The following is a 22,963-nucleotide window of genomic DNA, read 5'->3' as shown; positions in this document are numbered from 1 at the left end:
ACGCCAGACGTTTCCTTCAGGCGACCGCGGGGATCTCGTCGACCTCGACCCCTGCCCCGGGCAGAAGCGCGGCGCGTGCTCCGATGCAATCCACGATGCGGAAGCAGTCGGGATTCGCAAAGAGCTCGTGCAGCAGCATGTTGGTGATCGCGTGGCCGGCCTTGTGACCTTCGTAATGACCAAGGATTGGCATGCCAGCGGTATAGAGATCGCCAAGCGCATCGAGCATCTTGTGGCGCACCGCCTCGTCACCGTGGCGCAGACCGCCCGGCGAGAGGACTTTGTCACCGTCGACGACCACAGCGTTCTCGTAGGTGCCACCGAGCGCAAGGCCGTTGGCCTGCATGGTCTCGACGTCGGCCTGGCGGCAGAAGGTACGGCTGTCGCACAGCTCGCGCACGAAGGCGCCGTTGGCGAGATCCAGCTGCTTGTCCTGCGTGCCGATCGCGGCATCAGCAAAGTCGATATGGAAGTCCATGGTCATGCCCTGCCCCGGCTTGGCGGGCGACAGGCGGGCCCAGCCCTTGGCAGTGTAGACGGACACCGGGCTCAGCACCTCGATGGCGCGCACCGGACGGTGCAGTGCACGCACCCCGCGAGCCAGGATGCCGCGCACAAAGGGGGCGGAAGATCCGTCAAGGATGGGAACCTCAGGGCCGTCGATCTCGATCAGGGCGTTGTGGACACCGGTGCCAGCCAGCGCGGCCATCACGTGTTCGATGGTCGAAACGGATACGCCGGCCCGGTTCACGATACGGGTGCAGAGCGGCGATAGCTCGACCGAGTTGAAATGCGCAGGAACCATCGTGTCGCCCAGCAGGATGTCAGTCCGCTTGAACCAGATGCCATGATCGGCACCGGCAGGACGGATGGTCAGACGGGCAGGCTTGCCCGAATGCAGGCCTACGCCCTGGAATGTTGCTGCGGTTCTGAGTGTCGTCTGCACGATGCTCACCTCTGGGTCTCAAAGGCGCGTCCCCACTGACACACCTTCGATCATTGAGATACAAACGCCGCCCCGTCATCTCAAATCAAGTATTGCAACGGTATGAAACATGGCCCCGCCGCGATGGGCAGGCCACCGCCACTCTTGGAAACGCTCCGGGCAACCTATTGTTCATAAACGAAAAACGCCCCCTCATTGAGGGGGCGCTCTTGACGCTGTCGTGACAGATCCCGTCAGGGAAATCAGTTTGCCTGGCGCCGCAGGAAGGCCGGGATCTCGATCCGGTCCTGATCTTGCTGCTCGTCCTCATCCACCACTGGCATCGGCTGGTGCGACTGGACGGGAGGCTGCTGGCGCCGCTGCGGCGCGGGGGCCGCAGCCTCCTGGCCATGACCGGTCATCCGGTTGATCAGCGAGTTGATGCCAAAGCGCGGCTTGTCCGCTTCCGGGGTGGGACGCTGTGCAGCGGCCTGGGGCTGCTGCGGCTGGCGCGGTGCGGCACCGGGAGCCGGACGGCTGCGCGCGGCGGCGGCTTGCATGCGGGCCATGGTTTCGGGCGACGGCTGACCGGGCTGCGGCGCGCGCGGCGCAACGAAGGCCTCGGGCTGTGCATCGAGCGCGTCGGGCTGCGGCTGGAACTGCGCAACCTGTGGACGGTAGGCGGGGGGCGGCAGATCGTCGTCTGCGGAGGAGGCAGGCGCCTCGCCACGGAACACCGGTTGCGCATGGCTGTCACCGTGGCTCTCGAAGAGCGACGGCTCGTCCTCTTCGTAGACCGGCTCGGGCTGACGGGCCGCGGCGGGCTGACGCACGGGGGCGGCCTGCGGCGCGGGCGCCGGACGCGGTGCCGGAGCGGCAGGCTGCGGAGCGGCCGCAACGGGCTCTTCCTCTGCAGTCTGGCGCAGCGGCTCAGCCAGCTTGCGGCGCGGCACGGGAACTTCCTGCTGCGCGGCCGAGGCATCGATGCCAGTGGCAACGACCGAGACACGCATCATACCGGCCATGCTGTCGTCGAGGGTCGAGCCCACGATGATATTGGCGTCGGCATCCACTTCCTCGCGGATGCGGTTGGCCGCCTCGTCCAGCTCGAAGAGCGTGAGGTCATGACCACCGGTGATGTTGATGAGCACGCCGCGCGCACCCTTGAGGCTGATCTCGTCGAGCAGCGGGTTGGCGATGGCCTTCTCGGCCGCCTGGATGGCGCGTTCTTCGCCATCGGCTTCACCAGTACCCATCATTGCCTTGCCCATCTCATCCATGACGGCGCGCACGTCCGCGAAGTCGAGGTTGATGAGGCCCGGACGCACCATCAGGTCGGTAACGCCCTTGACGCCCTGGTAGAGCACGTCATCGGCCAGCGAGAACGCCTCGGTGAAGGTCGTCTTCTCGTTGGCGAGGCGGAACAGGTTCTGGTTCGGAATGATGATCAGCGTGTCCACGACCTTCTGAAGGGTCTCGACACCCTCCTCGGCCTGGCGCATCCGCTTGGCACCCTCGAACTGGAACGGCTTGGTGACCACGCCCACGGTCAGCACGCCCAGCTCGCGCGCGGCCTGCGCGATGATCGGCGCGGCGCCAGTGCCGGTGCCGCCGCCCATGCCAGCGGTGATGAAGCACATGTGCGCGCCGGCCAGGTGGTCGACGATCTGCTCGATGCTCTCCTCGGCGGCAGCAGCGCCGACAGAGGCCCGCGCACCGGCCCCGAGACCCTCGGTCACCTTGACACCCAGCTGCACCTTGCTCTGCGACATGGACTGCTGCAGCGCCTGCGCGTCGGTGTTCGCAACAACGAAATCGACGCCTTCCAGCTGCTTGGTGATCATGTTGTTGACCGCGTTGCCGCCAGCACCGCCGACGCCGAATACGGTGATGCGCGGCTTCAGCTCTTCCTGACCGGGCATCGAGAGGTTGAGTGTCATGTGGTTTCCGCCTGTCTTGATGACTTTGTTACACGCCTGTCCTGCGCCTTTAACTGCGATTATTACCCGCATATCAAGGTTCGGTCACGCGAAAAACGCAAATTTACCGCGAAATCTAGGGGTGAAAGCGGACTTTCGCGCGCTATTTTGCCGGGCTCACCATATTTTGAGGTTCAACCACAAGGAGACGCAACGCACTTGAGCTGCCCACGTGACGAACACGTGCTGAAAGGGCCTTGTGGCGATCTGAAGGGGAGGTCTGCCCGACATCCCGAGCCCGCGTCTTGTGCACGGTTCTGTGGATAACCTAGCAGAGCCCGAAATCGGCGTCACGACCAAAAACATCGGGCCGGCAAAGAACCGCCAAGCCCTGCCCCGGCCTTCTTCTCTTGGAAAATACGCCGGGGGAATGACGCCGAAGGCGGCAGGGGGCAGAGCCCCCATGCCGCGCCGCAGGCGCTCAACCTGCGCCGGAGGCTCCGCCGGGTCCGCTCAGTAGAGCCCGCCCGACGACAGCGTGCCAAAGCTCGCCTTGGGGCCGACCACGGCGCGGCGGCCGGTAGAGGTGGTGACCTCGCGCGACCGGGTCGAGCCATCGGGCTGGATCACGTCGAAATTCCCCGACATTGCCCAGCCGCCGTCCAGCGGCACCCCGAACATCGGCTCTTCGCCACGGCGGAAGCACTCGGCAACCACGTTCGACCCCGAGGCATTCGGCCCGAGCCGCGAGCCGGTGAAGCGGTCGATGTTGATGAACTCGCAGGCCTCTGGCACCTTGAACGGGCCGCCACCATATTTCTGCACCGCCTTTGTCATGAAGCGCTGGAACACCGGGCCGCACATGGAGCCGCCATAGGCCCCGCGCCCCAGCGGACGCGGCGTGTCGTAGCCGATGTAGCAGCCCGCCACGATGTTGCTGGTGAAGCCGAGGAACCACACGTCCTTGGCATCGTTGGTGGTGCCGGTCTTGCCCGCGGTGGGCACCCCGAGATCCACAACGCCGGATGCTGTCCCGCGCTGCACCACGCCCTGCATCATCGATGTCAGCTGGTAGGCGGTGACCGCGTCCATGATGCGCTCGCGGTTGTTGACGATGCGCGGGCTTTGCCCCGGTGCAAGGTTCGGATCGGCGCAATCGACGCAGACCCGTTCGTTCCCCGCCGCGCTCTCGTGGTTGTAGATGGTGCGGCCATAACGATCCTGCACCCGGTCCACGAGGGTCGGCTCTACGCGCTCCCCGCCATTGGCGAACATCGCGTAGGCGGAGATCATCTTGTAGAGTGTCGTCTCGTCCGCCCCCAGCGAGTTTGCCAGCACCCGGCCCATGTGGTCATAGACCCCGAAGCGTTCGGCGTAGCGGCCCACGGTGTCCATACCGATTTCCTGCGCGAGGCGGATGGTCATGAGGTTCCGCGACTGCTCGATCCCGGTGCGCAGCGGCGTCGGACCGTAATAGGTGTTGGACGAGTTCTTGGGCCGCCAGACGCCCTGCGGCGTGTCGATCTCGATCGGCGCGTCGATGATGATTGTGGACGGCGAGTAACCCGAATCCAGCGCCGAGGCATAGACGAAGGGCTTGAAGCTCGACCCCGGCTGGCGCATCGCCTGCGTCGCGCGGTTGAAGACGCTGTCCTGATAGCTGAAGCCGCCCTGCATCGCGATCACCCGGCCGGTGTTCACGTCCATCGCCATGAACGCCCCCTGAACCCTGGGCACCTGCCGCAGGGTCCAGCGAATGAAGCTGCCGTCGCTGTCCGAGGTCATCTCGCGCACCAGCACCACATCGCCACGGTCGAAATTATCGGCGAAGCTACCACGCACCCAGGAGATGTCATCACGGGGCACCGAAGAGCCGCGCGCGTCATCCGAGGCCACGCCCTCGATCCCCAGCTGCATCGACTGGTCCCCGACCTCGAGCACCACCGCCGGCAACCAGCGGCTTTCGAGGTCGATGTCACGGGGCACATTGGCCGACGCCAGGGCAGCACGCCAGGCCTCTTCGCTGCCCAGCTGATCCTCGGCGATGGTCTCGCCGGTGCCGGTCCAACGGCCGAGGCCACGGTCATACTGTTCAAGCGCGATGCGCAGGCTCTCGGCGGCCTCCACCTGCATTTCGGGGTCCAGCGTGGCGCGCACCGACAGACCGCCCGAGTAGAACTCGCCCTCGCCGAAGTTCTGTGTCAGCTGGCGGCGGATCTCGTCGGTGAAGTAGTCGCGCGGCGGCAGCGCCATCTGGTAAGGCTCGTAATCGCCGTTCTGAACCGACAGCAGCGGCGCGGCCAGTTCTCGCTCCATCGTCGCGGTGTCGATGTAGCCGTTGTCCTCCATCTCGCGCAGCACGTAGTTGCGGCGGGCCAGCAGGCGCTCCTTGGCGCGCACCGGGTGGAAATCCGAAGGTGCCTTGGGCATCGAGGCAAGGAAAGCTGCCTCGTTCGGCGCAAGTTCAGTCAGCGCCTTGTTGAAATAGGTCTGGGCAGCGGCGGTCACGCCGTAGGAGTTCTGCCCCAAGAAGATCTCGTTCAGGTAGAGCTCGAGGATCTTTTCCTTCGACAGGGCGCTTTCCACACGGGAGGCAAGGATGATCTCCTTGATCTTGCGCTCGGCCCGGCGGTCGCCGGACAGCAGGAAGTTCTTCATCACCTGCTGGGTGATGGTCGACGCGCCGCGCACGTCCCGCCCGCGCGATTTCACCGCATCGAGTGCCGCCACGGCGATGCCGCGCGGATCATACCCCTGGTGGGTGTAGAAGTTCTTGTCCTCGGCCGAGATGAAGGCCTGCTTCACGAGGTCGGGGATCTGGTCCGCAGGGGTGAAGATTCGCCGCTCCTGCGCGAACTCATCGATGACCCGACCTTCCTGTGAATAGATCCGGCTGATGGTCGGCGGCGTGTACTGTGCAAGGCTCTCGTGGCTGGGAAGATCCTGTCCATACATCCAGAAAACGGCACCGATGGTGACCGCCCCCATGGCAAGGCCAAGGGTCAGGATCGAGAAGATTCCGCCGAAGAAGGAGAAGATGAACCGTAGCACGCGATGGCCGCCTTTCGTGGGATTGCCGCCCCCAATATACAAGACGGGGCGTCCGGTCAAAACACATGAACATCAGGGGGCGATCACGTTTTGCCCCGCCCTGCTCCTGCCGATGCGGGACAAGGCAGGCACCGGCCTCCGGCGCTCTACATAACGGATGGATCGGAGGAAGACAGGCGGTTTCGTGCCGCTGGGACCATTTCTGCGGTGAGATCGGGCCAGCCCCGCCCACACAGACCCGGGGCCGGCGACAGGGGCATCCCAAACCACGTTTTGAGAAAGCCAAGCGGACCGGGCTCATGGTGCAGCGCGCGCCCAGAGCCGAGGTGTCCGTAACGGCGCTGCGTCCCGGACCCGTGGCGCACTATCCCGCCACAGAGATACGGCATGAGGTCCGCTGGGTCGGCACACGCCCAAAGCACGGGACGGTCCCCAAGCGGCGGCACGACGACCCCAGCGCCCTGCCCGGCACCGCAGCAACGTCGGCGCAGGTCCGTCACCGCCCTATGTTGGCCTACTGGCGGCGCAGTCGGGCCAGCGCCTCGTCCTCGATAGCCCACGCTTCGATCCCGTCACGGATGCCAGCCGCCATGCCGGCCCGCCATGCTGGATCCTGCAGAAGCTCGAGGTCGCGCGCGGTGGACAGGAACCCCACCTCGACCAGCACCGAGGGAATGTCGGCGGCCTTCAGTACCGAAAACCCCGCCTGCCGCAGCGGCCGCTTGTGGACCGAGCCCACCGCGTTGCGGATGCCGCCCACGAGGTGTTTGGCCAGCGACAGGCTACGCGGGCCATTGTCGAGCCGCGCGAGGTCCATCAGCACGTTCGCCACCCGGTCGTCCGAGCCCGACAGGTCGAGCCCGGCAAGGAGGTCATCGCGGTTGTGCCGTTCGGCCAGCGCTTCGGAGGCGGCATCCGATGCATCGCCCGACAGGGTGTAGACCGAAGCACCATGGGCGATACCCTCTTCAATGGCATCCGCATGCAGCGACACGAAGAGGTCGGCGCGCAGATCATGGGCCAGCGCCACCCTCCCCTCGAGCGATACGAAAACGTCGTCATCCCGGGTGAGGATCGCGTCGTACCCCGCCCGGCGCAGAACGTCGCGCAGCTCGCGCGCGAAGGCGAGCATCAGGTTGGCTTCGGAATGACCACGCCGTTCCGCTCCGGGGTCGATGCCGCCATGGCCGGGGTCGAGCACGATGCGCAGCGGCCCGTCCCTGCCGCGCCGGTCGGCGGTGGCACTGGCGGGGGGCAGATCCCATCGCGGGTCTTGGGGCGCGCCCGACAGCTCCTCCATCGCCGCCGGATCGCTGGGATCGAGCCGCAGCAGCAGAGATGCCGCGCCACTGCCCTCGGCCACAGTCATGCCCGCCTGGCCGATCACCATGGGCCGCGCCAGCACCGCCACCAGCCGCGACCACCCCGAGCGGAACGGCCCCATGCGCAGATCGCTCACCGCGTCCGTGTGCACGATCGCCGTGGCCTCGGCGCCGGTCCAGTCAACCTCGCGGAAATCGACCACCAGCCGCGCCGGGTCGGTCAAGGTGAAGGCACGCCACGGCACCCCCTGGCTGAGCTGCAGATCAAGCTGCGCCGCGCCCTGGCGGGCATCTTCGAAGCGGCCGTCCTCGAAGCTCGCACGCCCTCCCATGGGCTGCGCCATCGCTGCGGAGCACAGCCCCGCAACAAGGCTCAGCGCCAGCACAACTGTCAGGATCCTGCTCATCCGCCCGGCTCTTTTTCTGCTCATGTCCGTTTCGCCGGACCCTAGCATGGCCCCGGCGGATTCGTGCAAGCCGACTCAGCGGTGTTCCATGAAGACCCGCAGCCGCTCGAGCCCTTCCTCGATGTCAGCCGTGCCCCGCGCATAGGAAAAGCGCAGCGTGCCGCCGCCGCGCACCGGATCGAAATCAAGGCCCGGCGTCACGGCGACGCCGGCCTTTTCGAGGATCTCGGCGGCGAAGGCGCGACTGTCATCGGTGATGTGGCTCACGTCCGCGTAGACGTAGAAGGCCCCGTCGGGCGGCGCGATGCGGTCGAATCCCGCCTTCGGCAACCCTTCGAGCATCAGGGCCCTGTTGCGGGCATAGACGGCAAGGTTGGCGTTCAGCTCGTCCCCGGCGTCCATCGCCGCCAACGCCGCCACCTGCGCCGCATGGGGCGGACAGATGAAAAGGTTCTGCGCCAAGCGTTCGATCTGACGCACCTGCGCGGGCGGCACCACCAGCCAGCCCACCCGCCAGCCGGTCATCGAGAAATACTTGGAGAAGGAGTTGATGACGCAGACATCGTCCGACACTTCCAGCGCGGTCACCGCGCGCTTGTCGTATTCGATGCCATGGTAGATCTCATCCGACAGGAAGGCCGCGCCGGCCTCGTGACAGGCGCCGATCATGTCGCCCAGCTGGCCACGGTCCAGCATCGTGCCAGTGGGGTTCGCGGGCGATGCCATCATCAGACCCTGATAATCGAGGCCCTTCAGATCGTCGGGCACCAGCTGCAATCCGTTTTCGGGCTTTGCCTGCACCTCGAGCGGCTGAAGGTCCAGCGCCTTGAGGATCTGCCGATAGGACGGGTAGCCCGGCATCCCCAGCGCCACCTTGTCGCCGGCATCGAAGAGCGCGGTGAAGGCCAGCACAAAGCCCCCCGAACTGCCGGGGGTCACGACCACCCGCGCCGGATCGAGGTCCACGTCGTACCATTCGCCGTAAAGCTGCGCGATGCGTGTGCGCAATTCGGGGATCCCAAGGGCGACCGTGTACCCAAGCGGGTCGGTCTTCATGGTGTCGGCCAGCACCTTGCGGGCGTGTTCCGGGGCGGGTGAAGAGGGCTGGCCCACCTCCATGTGGATGATGTGGCGGCCTGCCTCCTCGGCGGCCCGCGCGGCCTCCATGACATCCATCACGATGAAGGGATCCACTGCCCCCCGGCTTGAGTTCCGCATCACGCTCTCCCATTTTGGCCCGAGGGTGTCCGATTACGCCGCCCGGCGGGACGGGTCAACGTCCGCCCCTTCGGGCGCTTCGCACTAGCCCTCTCCGGGCGCGTGACATCTGCCCCTCCGGGCGCGTGGCACCGCGCCGGAAATGTGATAGACGCCGCACAAGCCCGCCGCCACTGGGGCGGCAAAACAGGCAAGCCCGCCATTCCAAGTGCGGCCAACCAGACAGAACGGAGCTTCGATGTTCAACCGCCCCCGCCTTGCCGCCAGTGCCGCCGCCCTTGCGGCCGGCCTGACTGCCACCACCCTGCCCGCACAGGAATTCGACGTGGCGAACATGACCGACGAGCAGCGCGAGGCTTTCGGTGCCGAGGTTCGTAGCTACCTGCTCGACAACCCGCAGGTCATCATGGAGGCGGTGAGCGCCCTTGAAAACCAGCAGGCCGAAGCGCAGGCCGCCGCCGATGACGAACTGGTGGCCGCCAACGCCGACGCTCTCTTCGACGACGGCTACAGCTACGTCGGCGGCAACCCCGATGGCGACGTGACCATCGTAGAATTCGCCGACTACCGTTGCGGCTACTGCCGCCGCGCCTTTCCCGAGGTCGAGGAACTGGTAGAAAGCGACGGCAACATCCGTATCATCCTAAAGGAATTCCCGATCCTCGGCGAAGCGTCCATGACCTCGTCGCGCTTTGCGCTGGCGGTGATGATGGAAGCGGGGGACGACGCCTACAAGCAAGCTCATGACGCACTCATGACCCTCGAGGGCGAGCCCTCCGAGCCGGTTCTGCGCCGCCTTGCAGAGACGCTCGAGCTGGACGCGGACGCGGTGATCTCGCGGATGTCAGACGAGGAGATCACCCGCCGCATTCAGGAAACCCGCACGCTGGCGCAACAGATGCAGATCAATGGCACTCCGAGCTTCGTCTTCGGCGACCAGATGCTGCGTGGCTACGTGCCGCTCGACGGCATGCGTCAGGTGGTCGAAGAGATCCGCTCGGAAGGCTGAGGTCTTGTCCGGTGCGGCCCTGCCCAGAAGGGGCCGTACCGATACCGGAGACATCGAAGGCTCCGCGAGCCGGTAAAGCAACCACCCCGGCGGGTTTCACAAGCGCCTGGGTGGCACGCGACAAAGCCGCGCCTTATTCGGCCGCCTCGGAGGCGCGTTCCTTGGCGTCGATCTCGGCCGCCTTCTTCTCGACCTCCTCGACGATATGGTCGATCATCTGGTCGTTGGACATCTTGTGACTGGCCTTGCCCGCAAGGTAGACCATACCGCTGCCCGCACCGCCGCCGGTGAAGCCCACATCGGTCATCAGCGCCTCGCCGGGGCCGTTGACCACGCAGCCGATAATCGACAGCGACATCGGCGTCTTGATGTGCTCGAGCCGCTCTTCGAGCGCCTCCACGGTCTTGATGACGTCAAAGCCCTGCCGCGCGCAGGACGGGCAGGAGATGATGTTGACGCCGCGATGCCGCAGGCCGAGCGATTTGAGGATCTCGTAGCCGACCTTGATCTCCTCGACCGGGTCCGCCGAAAGGCTCACCCGCACCGTGTCACCGATGCCCATCCACAGCAGCTGGCCAAGGCCGATGGCGCTCTTGATGGTGCCCGAGGTCAGCCCGCCCGCCTCGGTGATGCCAAGGTGCAGCGGTTTGTCGGTTGCCTCGGCAAGGCCCATATAGGCGGCCGAGGACAGGAAGACGTCAGACGCCTTCACGCTGATCTTGAACTCGTGGAAATCGTTGTCTTCCAGAAGCTTGATGTGATCAAGCGCGGATTCCACCATCGCGTCGGGGCACGGCTCTCCGTATTTCTCAAGCAAATGGCGCTCGAGGCTGCCACCGTTGACGCCGATGCGCATGGAGCAGTTGTTGTCACGTGCGGCCCTGATGACCTCGCGCACACGCTCGGGGCTGCCGATGTTGCCGGGGTTGATCCGCAGGCAAGCCGCACCGGCTTCGGCGGCCTCAATGCCGCGTTTGTAGTGGAAGTGGATGTCCGCGACGATCGGCACGGGGCTTTCGCGCACGATCTCCTTTAGCGCCTTGGCGCTGTCCTCGTCGGGGACGGAAACACGCACGATGTCGGCACCGGCCTCGGCGGCGCGCTGCACCTGCTCCACCGTCGCCTTGACGTCGGTGGTGATCGTGTTGGTCATCGTCTGGACCGAAATCGGCGCATCGCCCCCGACCGGGACATTGCCCACCATGATCTGGCGGGATTTGCGACGGTCGATGTTGCGCCAGGGACGAATGGGATTGTGGCTCATGGGGAAATGCTCCTCCGCAGAGCGTTCGTGGTCATACGCGTCTGTTTAACCCGATGGACATGAAATCACCATAGGACCAGAGGGAAAGTGAACCTGTCCCCTGCAACGCCGGTCCATAGATGGTGCTCCGTCCGGCTTGCAGCAAGGGGCGCGGCGGCCACTTGACTGTGTTCGGGGCCTGCCCGCGACGCGCGGACCACCCTGCGGTCCGCATATGAAAAGACCCCGGTGCTACCGGGGTCGCTGGGTGCAGGCCCCAAGGGATCAGGCCACGAAACGCTCAGTCGGTGCGGCGGGGGCCAAGATCCGCAAGCTCGGCGACCACCCGGCCCAGATCGCGGTCGTCCGAGGCGTCGGCCACGGCGAAGCTCTGGGTGAGGTTGTCCACCGACAGCGCAAGGTTCGACGTCACCTGTCCATTCGGACCAGCCGGGCCGTAGGTCTGGCCGTTGACGGCAAAGTAAATCGCGCCGGATTCGCCCACCCGCAGCGTGGCGGGATTGTCGGTCGCCGGCAGCTTGTAGGTGTCGCCAGCATTCATGGTCGCCTCGTAGATCACCGACCCGTCGGCGGCACGCACCCGCACCCACGCGGGACGCACGGCGATCATCATCACACCCGGCGCGTTGTCGGCCAAAACCTTGGGCAGAGCGGTTGCGCCAGAGCCCACCGACGCCACGGAAGAGCCAAGGTCAGCGACGATGCTCTGCAGATCCTCGTCCCGTCCGGGGTCGGCGGGCTGGTAGGCGGCGGTCAACACCACCGGGTCCAGCCCCAGATCACGGGTCACGGTGCCAGTGGCACCGACGGGACCATAGGTCTGGCCGTTGACGGCGAAATAGACCGCGCCGGACTCGCCCACATTAAGGCTCGGGTCCGTCTCGCCTGCGGGCACCTGCCAGGTATCGCCAGCATTCATCACCCGCTCGTAAAGCACGCCGCCATTGCTGCCGCGCACCCGAACCCATGCAGGGCGCACGGCAACCAGCGTCACCTGCCCTGCAAGGGAAGGAAGCGTCTGCGGCGCCGCGTCGGTGCCAAAGCCCTGAGTGAGGGACGCCACCTGACGTTCGCTGCCATCGGGAGCCACGGTCTGACCACGGTTCGGCATCCCGCGCGAAGCAAAGGCCCCCACGGTCGACGGATCAAGTGACGAGATCGGCGCATCCCGCGCCACCAGTACCGGCACATCAAGCGCCTGCGGCCGATAGAGCCGGTCCATCGCTTCGGAGCGAGGCGGAGAAAACACCCCTGCCCCTGCGGTCTGCACCTCGTCGGTTTCATCATCAGCGGGTTCCGTCGCACCGGCCAGCGGGTCAAGTTCGCTCAGCACCACCGGGGTCTGATCCACCGGCGCCAGCTGCACGCGCTGCACCTCGCGCAGCACGGACCAGCCGCCGTAGCCGATACCGCCGATCAGCGCGACCAGCACCAGCATGGAGCCGATGGCACCGGGTTCGATCCGCGAGAAGAAGCTGTCACCGGCGGGCACGAAGGCCATGCGCGGTTCCTGGAACGGGTCCCGGGCCTTGGGGCGTGGCTGATCATCCACTACGGGCGCAACGCCCGGCTTGCGGATGGTCGAGGCCTTGTCGGACATGCCATGGGCGACGGAAAAACCGCTTTCGGCACAGAAATGGTTGAAGCACTCGTCCGGGTCCATACCGAGGTAGCGCGCGTAGGACCGCACGTAACCGGCGATGAAGCCGGGCGTGTCGAAAGCGGAGGGGTCGCAATTCTCGATGGCGGCAATATAACTTGCCTTGATGCGCAGCTCCCGCTGCACATCCAAGAGCGATTTGCCCATGGTTGCGCGTTCGCCGCGCATCACATCTCCGAGCCGAAGCGCAAAATCGTCGAACCCGCGGGGTCCGGCGTCGGTCGCGTCAGTTTCCGGCTTTCGAGAGGATTTCCGCCCGATCATGCGTCCGTCCCTAAATTTCAGCTGTCCAAAAGTGCCCTGCCACTCACGCTTTCGCGATTCGCGTCGCGCTTCTTATTGATACTACGTTAGCACATCACAACTGGTTTTACAGGATTTCCCCTGCCATGAGCGTGCAGTCGCGCACGCGCTCTCGATGGGCAAACTCCTGCTGACCCCAAGTGTTCCCGGCGGATTCAAGCCTTTCCGGTCCAGTTTCGCGGCTTTGAGGCATGAATGCCACGCGGTAAGCCGCGATTTGGCCGGATTTTCCCGATGAATTTGATGCAATGAAGATGAAAACGGGATCCAAAAAAACCTCTCCCGACGGACGGAAGAGGTTCGATTTTGAGCACTGCGCAGGATGGTTCAGCCCCAAGCGGTGTCAGGTTCGCGGTATCAGGCGCTCAGTTCCTGCCGGTTCAGGGCACAATGGGACCAGAGCGAATCCATGGCGCGGATCAGCGCGTCCATCTCGCCCGGGCCATGCACCGGCGACGGGGTAAAGCGCAGACGCTCCGTACCGCGGGGCACGGTCGGGAAGTTGATCGGCTGAACGTAGATGCCGTAGCGCTCAAGCAGCATGTCCGACAGGATCTTGGTGTGCTTGGGGTCGCCGACGATCACAGGAACAATATGGCTGCCGTGGTCGATGATCGGCAGGCCCATGCCCTTGAGCCGCAGCTTTAGGATCTTCGCCTGGGTTTGGTGACGTTCGCGGATCGCACTGTCCGTCTTGAGATGCGCGATAGATGCCGCCGCCCCTGCCGCCACCGCCGGTGGAATCGAGGTGGTGAAGATGAAACCCGGCGCGTAGGAGCGGATCGCGTCACACATCTTGGAAGACGCGGCGATGTAACCGCCGAAGACGCCAAACGCCTTGCCCAGAGTGCCGTTGATGATGTCGAGCCGGTCCAGAAGATTGTCACGCTCGGCCACGCCGCCACCGCGCGGGCCGTACATGCCCACCGCGTGCACCTCGTCGAGGTAGGTCAGCGCGCCGAATTCGTCGGCGATATCGCAGATCTCTTCAATGGGGCCGAAATCGCCGTCCATCGAATAGACCGATTCAAAGGCAATGAGCTTGGGCGCGCGGGGATCGTCCGCCGCCATCAGTTCGCGCAAGTGGGCGACGTCGTTGTGACGGAAGATCCGCTTTGCGCCGCCGTTGCGCTTGATGCCCTCGATCATCGAGGCGTGGTTGAGCTCGTCGGAATAGATGATGAGGCCGGGGAACAGCTTGGGCAGCGTCGACAAGGTCGCGTCATTGGCGATGTAGGCCGACGAAAAGACCAATGCGCTTTCCTTCTGGTGAAGGTCCGCCAGTTCCGCCTCGAGCCGCTTGTGATAAACCGTGGTGCCCGAGATGTTGCGGGTCCCGCCAGAGCCCGCGCCCGTTGCCTCGATCGCCTCGTGCATGGCGGCAAGGACCTTCGGGTGCTGCCCCATCCCGAGGTAGTCGTTGCCACACCAGACGGTAATCGCCTCTTCGGAGCCGTCCGCCTTGCGCCACGTGGCATGCGGGAACTGGCCGTTCTTGCGCTCGATGTCGATGAACGTGCGGTAACGACCTTCCTCGTGCAGGCGGTTCAGGGCTTCGTCGAGCTTCGCGGTGTAGTCCACCGGCGTCTCCTTCCTTGGTCTTGCCGCGCACCCCCGCCCTGACGGAACGGGTTGGGGGTCATTCTGCGCTGCCTCTTCCTGGGCGGGTCCAAGCCGTTTCTGGTTCGGGCCTGGTCGGGTTTGGATACCGTCCGGTAAACGTCATGTCCACGGTTTAGAGGCATCCTAAATGTCGCATCCTTGATATACATCAAGACTTTCGGATTACAGTCGCTAGCCGCTCTCAAGGCATGGACGGTGTGAAGCGCCCGACTTAGCCGCCCCCGCGGGCGCATCCCTTCAGACACTCGACACGCCGCACAAAGTCTCGCGCGCAACCTTGCTCCTTTTCCAGTGCCCCACGTGCAGTGCCGTTGCTTCGTTTCCCGCAGCGCGCCCTTGCACGGACCACCGCCCTTGGCCACGCCACTGCAAACGTGAGGCGGAAACTGTCATCAGGCGAGTTAGAGAAGGTACATAACCCTCTGATATCGCTTCCTTCTCCTGACCTCCTGGACTAAACAACGCTGGAGCGCCGTGTCGGTCATTCGGTGATCTACATAGCCATCGGCGTCGCCGGGACGCTGATCGTTCCGCTCTCTGCCCCCGCCATCGGAGAAGAGCTCAGCCTGTGGCAGGGGCTGGCAACGGCGCTGATGCTGGGCGGTCTCGCAGTCTTGACGCTCTGATCCGGGGGCGGACTGGACAGTACCGGGGGGCGATCCTAGGGTCGCGGGAACGTGACCGACCGCAGGAGTTCTCCCCACCATGACATCCTCCCCTAATGCAAAGCTCGACACTGTGCTGGCGCGGATCGATTCCGATCTGCCCGCAGCGACCGACCGCCTGCTCGAGCTGCTGCGAATCCCTTCGATCTCGACCGATCCGGCCTACAAGGGCGATTGCGACCGTGCCGCGGACTGGCTCGTGACCGACCTGCAATCTCTTGGCATCAAGGCGGAAAAACGCCCCACCCCCGGGCACCCCATGGTGGTGGGGCACGTCGACGGCCCAAAGGGCAGCACCGGCCCGCACATCCTCTTCTACGGCCATTACGACGTGCAGCCGGTTGACCCGCTGAACCTTTGGCGCCGTGATCCCTTCGATCCGGCGATCGAGGACACCGCCAAGGGCAAGGTTATCCGTGGCCGTGGCTCTGCCGATGACAAGGGCCAGCTGATGACCTTTATCGAAGCCTGCCGCGCATGGAAGGCTGAACATGGAGAGCTGCCCTGCAAGATCACCTTCTTCCTCGAGGGCGAAGAGGAATCCGGATCGCCATCCCTCGTGCCCTTCATGAAAGAGAACGCGGACGAACTGACCTGTGATCTGGCTCTGATCTGCGACACCGGCCTCTTTCAGTCGAAGACCCCCGCCATCATGACCATGCTGCGCGGCCTGCTGGGCGAGGAGTTCACCATCACCGGCCCCGACAAGGACCTGCATTCTGGCATGTATGGTGGACTTGCCATGAATCCGGCGCGAGTGCTGACGAAGATCCTCGGCAACCTCTTCGACGAGGACGGCGTCATCCAGGTGCCGGACCTCTACGAAGGCGTACCGGTGCTCAACCCCGAGATGAAGGCGCAATGGGAGGGGCTTGGCTTTGACTACAAGACCTTCCTAGGGGATGTCGGCCTCTCCGAGCCGGCCGGCGAAGCATCGGTCACCCCGCTCGAGATGATCTGGTCGCGCCCCACTGCCGAGATCAACGGCATCTGGTCGGGCTACACCGGCGCGGGCTTCAAGACCGTCCTGCCCTCTGAGGCCTCGGCGAAGCTCAGCTTCCGGCTCGTGGGCACGCAGGATCCGCTGGCGATCCGCAAGAACTTCCGCGCCTGGGTCGAGGCGCAGCTGCCGGCGGACTGCAAGATCACGTGGAAGGACCACAGCTGTTCGCCCGCCTCGCAGATGTCCACCGACCACCCGGCCTTCGAGGCGGCGCGCAAGGCGCTGACCGACGAATGGCCCGATCCGGCGGCCTATGCGGGCTGCGGTGGGTCGATCCCAATCGCAGGCTACTTCAAGTCGATCCTCGGCATGGACGCGATGCTTGTTGGCTGGGGCAAGGACGACGACATGATTCACAGCCCGAACGAGAAATACGACCTCGAGAGCTTCCACAAGGGCACCCGTAGCTGGGCGCGCATGCTGGCGGCCATGTCCGAGTGACCATGGATGAATCGCAGCGGATCCACAGGTGATTCTCTGGCACCGGCGGATTTGTCGCCGGTGTCGCCACTTGTGTTCCCCGTTCTGTCAAAAACCTGACTTCAGGCAGTGATTAAACAACCTTTGCGGCACTTCCAGCGCCGCCCATCACGCTATGGTCACAGGTGAGGACAGGTATTGATCAAAAATTAAGCAAACAAGGCGTTATTTGAGGGGGTTTTATCGACTTAACGCCAGTTCATCCGCAGCCGGCCTTAATCAGTGCACGAATTTGCCTTTATTCACCCCTAGCTCTTAACACATCGCGCCGGATACCCCCGCGCCGCTCCGGGACAGAAGCCCCAATGGAGACGGAACCGCGGACCGGACGTGAAGACAGGCAGATCGCCAGCAAGGGCAAGAACGACCGATGCGGACATATGCTTTTAGAAAGATGACCCAAGCGGACTTCAGGGATCGCGTGCGTCGGATTGATGCGTCCTCTTGCCGCAACGGTCAGACCAAGCGCCCCGAAAAGGGAAGCCGCCGTCCCTTCCTCAACATGCTCACCGGGTTTGGCGGCGCCTACATCGTGATGACCGTGGCCCGCAACCGCGAGGCCATCGAAGTCCACCTCGCGGACGGCAGCCTGTCAGCTGGCCAGCAGCATGTCGTCCTCCTCGCCCTCACCGTATTCCTCGCGGTTGCCGCAGTTGCGCTGGGGATCAACGTTTTCCGCTGGACCATGAGCCGCCCCAAGACCATCAAGCGCAGCAATTCCAGCGGCGTGATACTGGGGGCCTTCCTTGCGGCCGCTCTGATCTACACGCCTGCCAGCGTGGTCGAGGCCGGGATGGGGCTGCTGGACGACAACTCGCGGTCTCTTCTGGTGGCCGCCTCCGAAGGCGTCAAAAGCGCGGTTCCCGTAAGCGCCGCGTCCATCGCTTTCGTGTCATCGCTAAGCGGGTTCTGAGCCCCCCTCCCTGAGCTGCGGCTGCGCATCGCGCCCTAACAGATACGGCGTCTGCCCCCGCTGAGCGGAGCGCCTTTGCGTCAGAACATCCCCACGAAGCGCTCCGGCAGGACATACTGCAGCCGATAGTCCGGCCGGTCGAACTGCCAGAAGCCCGTATCGCTCCGCGCCTTCCAGCTACGCTTCATGCGCTTGCGGACCCAGGCCAAGTCGAACCCTTCCTGCATCTCCAGATCGTCAAACCGGGCAAAGACCTCGCGGTCCTCGCCCCGGGCTTCGGCAAACCAGTGGCGCCCGATGGAAACCTCGCGCGCATCGCCCCCCACCGTTTCGGTCATCGCGTTTCGCTGGTTCAGGGTAGAGACATATGTCTCGAAATCGCAGAACTTCAGATGGAAGAGGTAAAGCGGGTCCGGCGCGAACAGCTTTGACGCCTGTGTATAATGTCCGCCCCGCGCGATCTTGGTTCCCAGAGAAATGACGCATGGCTTGGAGTAATGCGGCGCGAGACGAACATGGCGGCGCGGGCCCAGGATGCCCCCGCTCACCGGCTCCAATTCAAGCGCGGGGCGATGGATCACCTCGATGCCCAGCGGCGTCAGCAGCCGGCGGATCGGCTGTTGAGCCAACCAGTCCACCAAAGACACCCCCACCTCGGGGTCGAGCACCACCAGCTCGTCCACGTCCCCGACGATGACGTGGGAATAATAGCTGCGCAGCCCCTGCACGAGCCCACCCAGCAGCCGCCAGCGCTTCATGTCGAAGTTCTTGTGGGGATCACCCGGAATACCGACGATGTTGCACCCTTCGGCGATGCGCCGCACCTCGTCCCCGTGTCCATGGTTCACCACGGTACAATTCTCGCGCCCCAGCAGGTCGCCGTAGTATCGAACCCACGTCCGAAGGAAGAACGGGTCGTCCCGCACCATGGTGATCGCCGCAGCCACCGATTGCATCTGCCTGCCCCCATTTGTCTTTCATGCGATGTTAGCGGCGCGCCCCGCGGTTGAATATCGCCAATCGGCGGGGATCAGTTTATCGTGGCGCGCAGGGCACGCGGCAAGAACGGGCGGTAATGCGATGATTTCAGAACAGTTTGCGGTAACCGGCTGGCAGATCGCCCTGCGCGGCCCGGTTGGTCGCTACCAGGTGCTCGGCGAACGTTCGTCCGGGACCAATTTCGTCAAGCGGCTGGTGGGCCGGAACACCGCCCTCGCCCCGACTGAAGATCTGGGCTGGAAACACGCCCTGCCCCACATGACGGCGATCCCCCCGGACACGGCGGTGATCTGCTTGGTCCGTGATGCGGCCCGCTGGGCCCTGTCCATGCATGCCAAGCCCTGGCATTGCCCGCCCGCCATGCAGGCGCTGGCGTTCTCCGACTTCATCCGCACCGAATGGGCCACCATCGCCGACCGCCCCCGCTATTTCCCGCAGGTCAAGGCGCTGGGGGGCGTGGGGCAGCCGCTGCAATATGACCGCGATCCCTACACCGGCCTGCCCTGGCCCGACCTCTTCGCCCTGCGGCAGGCGAAACTGCGCGGGCTGCTGAGCTTCTTCAACCGGGAGTGCTCGGTGGTCTTCTGCCGTCTCGAGGCAGTGCAGGCCGCGCCCGAACGGTTCCTCGCAGAGCTGGCAGAGGCCGCAGGCCAGCCCGCACCGGGCCCCTACCGCCCGGTGATGAAGCGCCTCGGCTCGAAATTCCTGCCCGCCATCGCAAATCGCCCCGCCACGCCAGACGCCATGCCCCCCGAGGACATGGCCTTCCTGCGCAGCCGCCTCGACCTCGGGCTCGAGGCGCGGCTGGGGTATGATTACGGGTGATCGCCGCCGGACACCTTGTTCCGGATCCGCCGCAGCCCCCACCAGACCGCCAGCACCACCGGCGGCACCGACAGCGCGCTGAGCATGCCCTTGCTCATCTCCACCTGCTCCGCCAGCGGGTACAGCAGGTATCCCACAAGCGACACGGCATAATAGCTGATCGCCACCACCGACAGCCCCTCGACCGTGTGCTGCAGACGCAACTGCAGGTCGGCGCGCTTGTCCATGCTGGCCAGCAGGTCCTGGTTCTGTGCGGACCGCTTCACCTCGACCCTAGTGCGCAGCAGGTCCCCGGCCCGCATCGCCCGCGCTGACATGGCCTCGAGCCGCTTTTCAGCACTCTTCACCGTGCGCATGGCCGGATCGAACCGCCGCGCCATAAACTCACGGAAGGTCTGCCGCCCCTCGAACCGCTCTTCCCTAAGCACCGTGATACGCTGTGTCACCAGCGCCTCGTAGGCGGCGGTCGCCGAGAGCCGGAAGGCGGTCTGCGCTGACAGCGTCTCGAGCTCGGAGGACACCCGCAAAAGAGATCCCAGCGTCTCTTCCTCAGGGGCCGAGCCGTGAGTCATCTCGGTCATCAAGCCGGTCAGGGTTTCGTCGATGGCGGTCATTTTCGCGGCGATCTCGCGCACCCGGGTAAAGCCCAGCATGGACATGGCCTTGTAAGTCTCGATCTCGCACAGGCGCTGGACCACACGTCCCACCCGCCGCTCGCCGGTTCCGGCGGCGGGGAAGACGGCAAAGCGCAGATGCCCGCCCGCGTCGATGCGGAAATCCCCCGCCACCACGATGGCATCGTCCAGAACCCGGCTTACCGCCATGCTGTCCGGCACCAGCCAGGTGTTGGCAAGATCGTTGATCTCGCGCGCATGGTCTGGCCGCTCGCAGACCCGGATCATCGCCGAGGTCACGCGAACGCCCGGCGCCGCCGCCAGCCAATCCTCGGGGAAGACATCGAAGTCCGCCGGATCATAGGGCCGCTCACCCAGCCCCCGCAGGAAGACGGTGTAGGTGACAAACTCGGTATGCTGCTCCCATTTCAACACATGCCGCCCGATAGCGGCGCTGAAATGGGTGGCGCCGGGCTGTGGATGCGGCGTGCCGTAGCGGTCGAGCAGATCCAGTAGATGCGCAAGATCCTCGCTCCGATCGCGCGAGGCCGCATCCTGAGCTTTCTTCACCGCAAGGAATACCGCCCGGCCCGGTGCGTGCAGCGACGGGAAGGGCCGCGCATGTAGCTCGTTGGCCAGCTGATAGCGCAGCGGGTGGTCCGCGATGGGGGGCATGGGGCGTCCTTTCGTTCCGGCCCGGGGAACCTACCCGGAACCGCGCCCAAGTAAAGCGATTTTCCCAAGCGGTTCCAGCACCTTACGGGAATACCACCGCATACCGCGCCGTAAGATACGGAAATCTCACCCCTTTGCCTCCAGTGGCGCGTAACGCGACACCATCACATAATCCTTGCGCGGCCCCCGCACCTGCCAGCGCACCAGCCACAGCGGCCAGAGGCTGAAATCGTAGCTGACATCATACTGATCGGGATCGCACCAATGCCCGGTCTCCCCCCCGGCCTCGGGCACCTGGTGAAAGAACCGCCCATCGTCGAACCACACCGATAAATCGCTCTCCCAGCGATAGCGCCGCTCGGCGGCAAAGCGTCCGGTGGGCATCACCAGCTCGCCCCGCTCAAGGTAATCGGCGCCGCCCCCCGAGGCGCGCCATTCCGCCATCCCCTCGAACCGCGCCTGCCCGCCATCCGCCTGCGAGATCTCGCGCTCAAGGCTCCACTCCCCGATGAACTCCGCCAGCCGCACGCGCCCGCCCCTTCTTCTCTTTCCAAATACGCCGGGGGGTGGATTGACGCAGCCAAGAGGGGGGCAGCGCCCCCTTCCCTCGCTGCACTTGCCGCCCAGCCCCTCAGGGCCTATGACGCGCCCAATCCAACCGCAACCCGCCACCAAGTCCCCAATCAACCAGAGGACCGCCGATGATCCCCCGCTATGCCCGCCCCGAGATGACCGCGATCTGGGAACCCGCAACCAAGTTCCGCATCTGGTACGAGATCGAGGCCCACGCCTGCGACGCGCAGGCCAAGCTCGGCGTCATCCCGCAGGAAAACGCCGACGCCGTGTGGAAAGCCAAGGACGTGGACTTCGACGTCGCCCGCATCGATGAGATCGAGGCCGTCACCAAGCATGACGTCATCGCCTTCCTCACCCACCTCGCCGAACACGTGGGCGCCGACGAGGCGCGCTTCGTCCACCAGGGCATGACCTCGTCGGACGTGCTCGACACCTGCCTCAACGTGCAGCTGGTGCGCGCCGCCGACATCCTGCTGAAGGGCGTCGACAACGTTCTGGCCGCGCTCAAGAAACGCGCGTTCGAGCACAAGGACACCGTGCGCGTCGGCCGCTCCCACGGCATCCACGCCGAGCCCACCACCATGGGCCTCACCTTCGCTCGTTTCTACGCCGAGATGGACCGCAACCGCGCCCGCCTCGTGGCTGCCCGCGAGGAAATCGCCACCGGTGCGATCTCGGGCGCCGTCGGCACCTTCGCCAACATCGACCCGGCGGTCGAGGAACATGTCTGCCAGCAGCTCGGCCTCAAGCCCGAGCCGATCAGCACCCAGGTGATCCCCCGTGACCGCCACGCCATGTTCTTCGCCGTGCTGGGTGTCATCGCCTCCAGCATCGAGAACGTCGCCATCGAGATCCGCCACATGCAGCGCACCGAGGTGCTCGAGGGCGCGGAGTTCTTCTCCATGGGCCAGAAGGGCTCGTCGGCGATGCCGCACAAGAAGAACCCGGTCCTGACCGAGAACCTCACCGGCCTCGCGCGCCTTGTCCGCATGACCGTGATCCCGGCGATGGAGAACGTCGCCCTCTGGCATGAACGCGACATCTCGCACAGCTCGGTCGAGCGCGGCATCGCCCCCGACGCCACCATCACGCTCGATTTCGCGCTGAACCGCCTTGCAGGCGTTGTCGACAAGATGATCATCTACCCGCAGAACATGCTCGACAATATGAACAAGTTCCCCGGCCTCGTGATGTCGCAGCGCGTGCTGCTGGCGCTTACGCAGGCGGGCGTGTCGCGCGAGGACGCCTATTCCATGGTCCAGCGCAACGCGCTCAAGGTCTGGGAAGAACGTCTCGATTTCCGCGAGCTTCTGCTGGCGGACGAAGAGGTGGTCGCGGCCCTCGGCGTTGCCGGCATCAACGAGAAGTTCGACATGGACTACCACACCAAGCATGTGGGCACGATCTTCAAACGCGTGTTCGGCGAGGCGTGAACCACGCCTCACCGACAAGCATTTACGAAGGCCGGGCTCCACGCCCGGCCTTCGTTCTTCGGGAATCCCGCAATGCGTG

General features: G+C 65.0%; 17 protein-coding genes. 6 read left to right on the top strand and 11 right to left on the bottom strand.

The annotated features are described in order from the left end of the window. Window positions 1-16: 16 nt before the first annotated feature. The 5 genes from lpxC to IEX41_RS11850 all read right to left on the bottom strand — a co-directional run bounded on the left by lpxC (window position 17) and on the right by IEX41_RS11850 (window position 8,842). Complete coding sequence (gene lpxC / locus IEX41_RS11870; protein WP_188790460.1) at window positions 17-946, bottom strand: UDP-3-O-acyl-N-acetylglucosamine deacetylase; 930 nt, start codon at window positions 944-946, stop codon at window positions 17-19. 242 nt (window positions 947-1,188) lie between these two features. Further along, the gene (gene ftsZ / locus IEX41_RS11865; protein WP_188790459.1) at window positions 1,189-2,865 is read right to left on the bottom strand and encodes a cell division protein FtsZ; all 1,677 of its coding nucleotides are present in this window, start codon (window positions 2,863-2,865) and stop codon (window positions 1,189-1,191) included. A gap of 492 nt (window positions 2,866-3,357) precedes the next feature. After that, window positions 3,358-5,895, bottom strand: coding sequence for a penicillin-binding protein 1A (locus tag IEX41_RS11860; protein ID WP_188790458.1), 2,538 nt, complete (start codon window positions 5,893-5,895; stop codon window positions 3,358-3,360). 514 nt (window positions 5,896-6,409) lie between these two features. Further along, window positions 6,410-7,624 (bottom strand): N-acetylmuramoyl-L-alanine amidase, encoded by a 1,215-nt coding sequence (locus tag IEX41_RS11855; RefSeq protein WP_188790457.1) that lies wholly within the window; start codon window positions 7,622-7,624, stop codon window positions 6,410-6,412. A gap of 75 nt (window positions 7,625-7,699) precedes the next feature. After that, a complete protein-coding gene (locus IEX41_RS11850) occupies window positions 7,700-8,842 on the bottom strand; it encodes a pyridoxal phosphate-dependent aminotransferase (RefSeq protein WP_188790456.1) in 1,143 nt (380 codons plus the stop codon). A gap of 238 nt (window positions 8,843-9,080) precedes the next feature. Here IEX41_RS11850 and IEX41_RS11845 point away from each other — a divergent pair, with 238 nt between their 5' ends. Beyond that, window positions 9,081-9,851, top strand: coding sequence for a DsbA family protein (locus IEX41_RS11845; protein ID WP_188790455.1), 771 nt, complete (start codon window positions 9,081-9,083; stop codon window positions 9,849-9,851). A gap of 133 nt (window positions 9,852-9,984) precedes the next feature. Here IEX41_RS11845 and ispG read toward each other — a convergent pair whose 3' ends face one another. The 3 genes from ispG to hemA form a co-directional block, all read right to left on the bottom strand. Further along, the gene (gene ispG / locus IEX41_RS11840; protein WP_188790454.1) at window positions 9,985-11,115 is read right to left on the bottom strand and encodes a flavodoxin-dependent (E)-4-hydroxy-3-methylbut-2-enyl-diphosphate synthase; all 1,131 of its coding nucleotides are present in this window, start codon (window positions 11,113-11,115) and stop codon (window positions 9,985-9,987) included. A 280-nt stretch (window positions 11,116-11,395) separates the two neighbouring features. Beyond that, window positions 11,396-13,039: a helix-turn-helix domain-containing protein gene (locus IEX41_RS11835; RefSeq protein WP_188790453.1), complete on the bottom strand. Its 1,644-nt coding sequence runs from the start codon at window positions 13,037-13,039 to the stop codon at window positions 11,396-11,398. A 396-nt stretch (window positions 13,040-13,435) separates the two neighbouring features. Next, window positions 13,436-14,659 (bottom strand): 5-aminolevulinate synthase, encoded by a 1,224-nt coding sequence (gene hemA, locus IEX41_RS11830; RefSeq protein ID WP_188790452.1) that lies wholly within the window; start codon window positions 14,657-14,659, stop codon window positions 13,436-13,438. A gap of 530 nt (window positions 14,660-15,189) precedes the next feature. Here hemA and IEX41_RS11825 point away from each other — a divergent pair. From IEX41_RS11825 to IEX41_RS11815, 3 genes are all read left to right on the top strand, one after another. After that, entirely contained in the window at window positions 15,190-15,327 is a 138-nt protein-coding gene (locus IEX41_RS11825) for a hypothetical protein (protein WP_188790451.1), read from the top strand. A 79-nt stretch (window positions 15,328-15,406) separates the two neighbouring features. After that, window positions 15,407-16,810: a M20/M25/M40 family metallo-hydrolase gene (locus IEX41_RS11820; protein ID WP_188790450.1), complete on the top strand. Its 1,404-nt coding sequence runs from the start codon at window positions 15,407-15,409 to the stop codon at window positions 16,808-16,810. Between the two features lie 433 nt (window positions 16,811-17,243). Then, complete coding sequence (locus IEX41_RS11815; protein ID WP_229673180.1) at window positions 17,244-17,762, top strand: hypothetical protein; 519 nt, start codon at window positions 17,244-17,246, stop codon at window positions 17,760-17,762. Window positions 17,763-17,842: 80 nt separating this feature from the next. Here IEX41_RS11815 and IEX41_RS11810 read toward each other — a convergent pair whose 3' ends face one another. Continuing rightward, a complete protein-coding gene (locus tag IEX41_RS11810) occupies window positions 17,843-18,718 on the bottom strand; it encodes a glycosyltransferase family 2 protein (protein ID WP_188790448.1) in 876 nt (291 codons plus the stop codon). Between the two features lie 124 nt (window positions 18,719-18,842). Here IEX41_RS11810 and IEX41_RS11805 point away from each other — a divergent pair, with 124 nt between their 5' ends. Further along, entirely contained in the window at window positions 18,843-19,586 is a 744-nt protein-coding gene (locus IEX41_RS11805) for a hypothetical protein (protein WP_188790447.1), read from the top strand. On the opposite strand, the gene IEX41_RS11800 is transcribed toward IEX41_RS11805, so the two are convergent. Beyond that, a complete protein-coding gene (locus tag IEX41_RS11800) occupies window positions 19,577-20,875 on the bottom strand; it encodes a DUF3422 family protein (protein WP_188790446.1) in 1,299 nt (432 codons plus the stop codon). The genes IEX41_RS11805 and IEX41_RS11800 overlap by 10 nt on opposite strands. Window positions 20,876-21,001: 126 nt before the next feature. Beyond that, window positions 21,002-21,397: a DUF6314 family protein gene (locus IEX41_RS11795; RefSeq protein WP_188790522.1), complete on the bottom strand. Its 396-nt coding sequence runs from the start codon at window positions 21,395-21,397 to the stop codon at window positions 21,002-21,004. 179 nt (window positions 21,398-21,576) lie between these two features. On the opposite strand from IEX41_RS11795, the gene purB reads away from it, so the two are divergent. Then, window positions 21,577-22,884, top strand: a complete 1,308-nt coding sequence (gene purB / locus IEX41_RS11790) for an adenylosuccinate lyase (RefSeq protein WP_188790445.1) — start codon at window positions 21,577-21,579, stop codon at window positions 22,882-22,884. The last annotated feature ends 79 nt before the right edge of the window (window positions 22,885-22,963 follow it).

It is taken from the genome of Salipiger pallidus (assembly GCF_014643635.1).
GTDB classification, from domain to species: domain Bacteria; phylum Pseudomonadota; class Alphaproteobacteria; order Rhodobacterales; family Rhodobacteraceae; genus Salipiger; species Salipiger pallidus.
This window is presented reverse-complemented; position numbering and strand designations above follow the sequence as displayed.

What these genes read in the sequence shown, in the direction of transcription:
- IEX41_RS11820 (WP_188790450.1), top strand. Translation starts at nt 15,407, where the DNA reads ATGACATCCTCCCCTAATGCAAAGCTCGACACTGTGCTGGCGCGGATC.
- purB (WP_188790445.1), top strand. Translation starts at nt 21,577, where the DNA reads ATGATCCCCCGCTATGCCCGCCCCGAGATGACCGCGATCTGGGAACCC.
- ispG (WP_188790454.1), bottom strand. Translation starts at nt 11,115, where the DNA reads ATGAGCCACAATCCCATTCGTCCCTGGCGCAACATCGACCGTCGCAAA.
- IEX41_RS11845 (WP_188790455.1), top strand. Translation starts at nt 9,081, where the DNA reads ATGTTCAACCGCCCCCGCCTTGCCGCCAGTGCCGCCGCCCTTGCGGCC.
- IEX41_RS11805 (WP_188790447.1), top strand. Translation starts at nt 18,843, where the DNA reads ATGATTTCAGAACAGTTTGCGGTAACCGGCTGGCAGATCGCCCTGCGC.
- IEX41_RS11850 (WP_188790456.1), bottom strand. Translation starts at nt 8,842, where the DNA reads ATGCGGAACTCAAGCCGGGGGGCAGTGGATCCCTTCATCGTGATGGAT.
- IEX41_RS11800 (WP_188790446.1), bottom strand. Translation starts at nt 20,875, where the DNA reads ATGCCCCCCATCGCGGACCACCCGCTGCGCTATCAGCTGGCCAACGAG.
- IEX41_RS11815 (WP_229673180.1), top strand. Translation starts at nt 17,244, where the DNA reads ATGACCCAAGCGGACTTCAGGGATCGCGTGCGTCGGATTGATGCGTCC.
- IEX41_RS11810 (WP_188790448.1), bottom strand. Translation starts at nt 18,718, where the DNA reads ATGCAATCGGTGGCTGCGGCGATCACCATGGTGCGGGACGACCCGTTC.
- IEX41_RS11855 (WP_188790457.1), bottom strand. Translation starts at nt 7,624, where the DNA reads ATGAGCAGGATCCTGACAGTTGTGCTGGCGCTGAGCCTTGTTGCGGGG.
- IEX41_RS11835 (WP_188790453.1), bottom strand. Translation starts at nt 13,039, where the DNA reads ATGATCGGGCGGAAATCCTCTCGAAAGCCGGAAACTGACGCGACCGAC.
- ftsZ (WP_188790459.1), bottom strand. Translation starts at nt 2,865, where the DNA reads ATGACACTCAACCTCTCGATGCCCGGTCAGGAAGAGCTGAAGCCGCGC.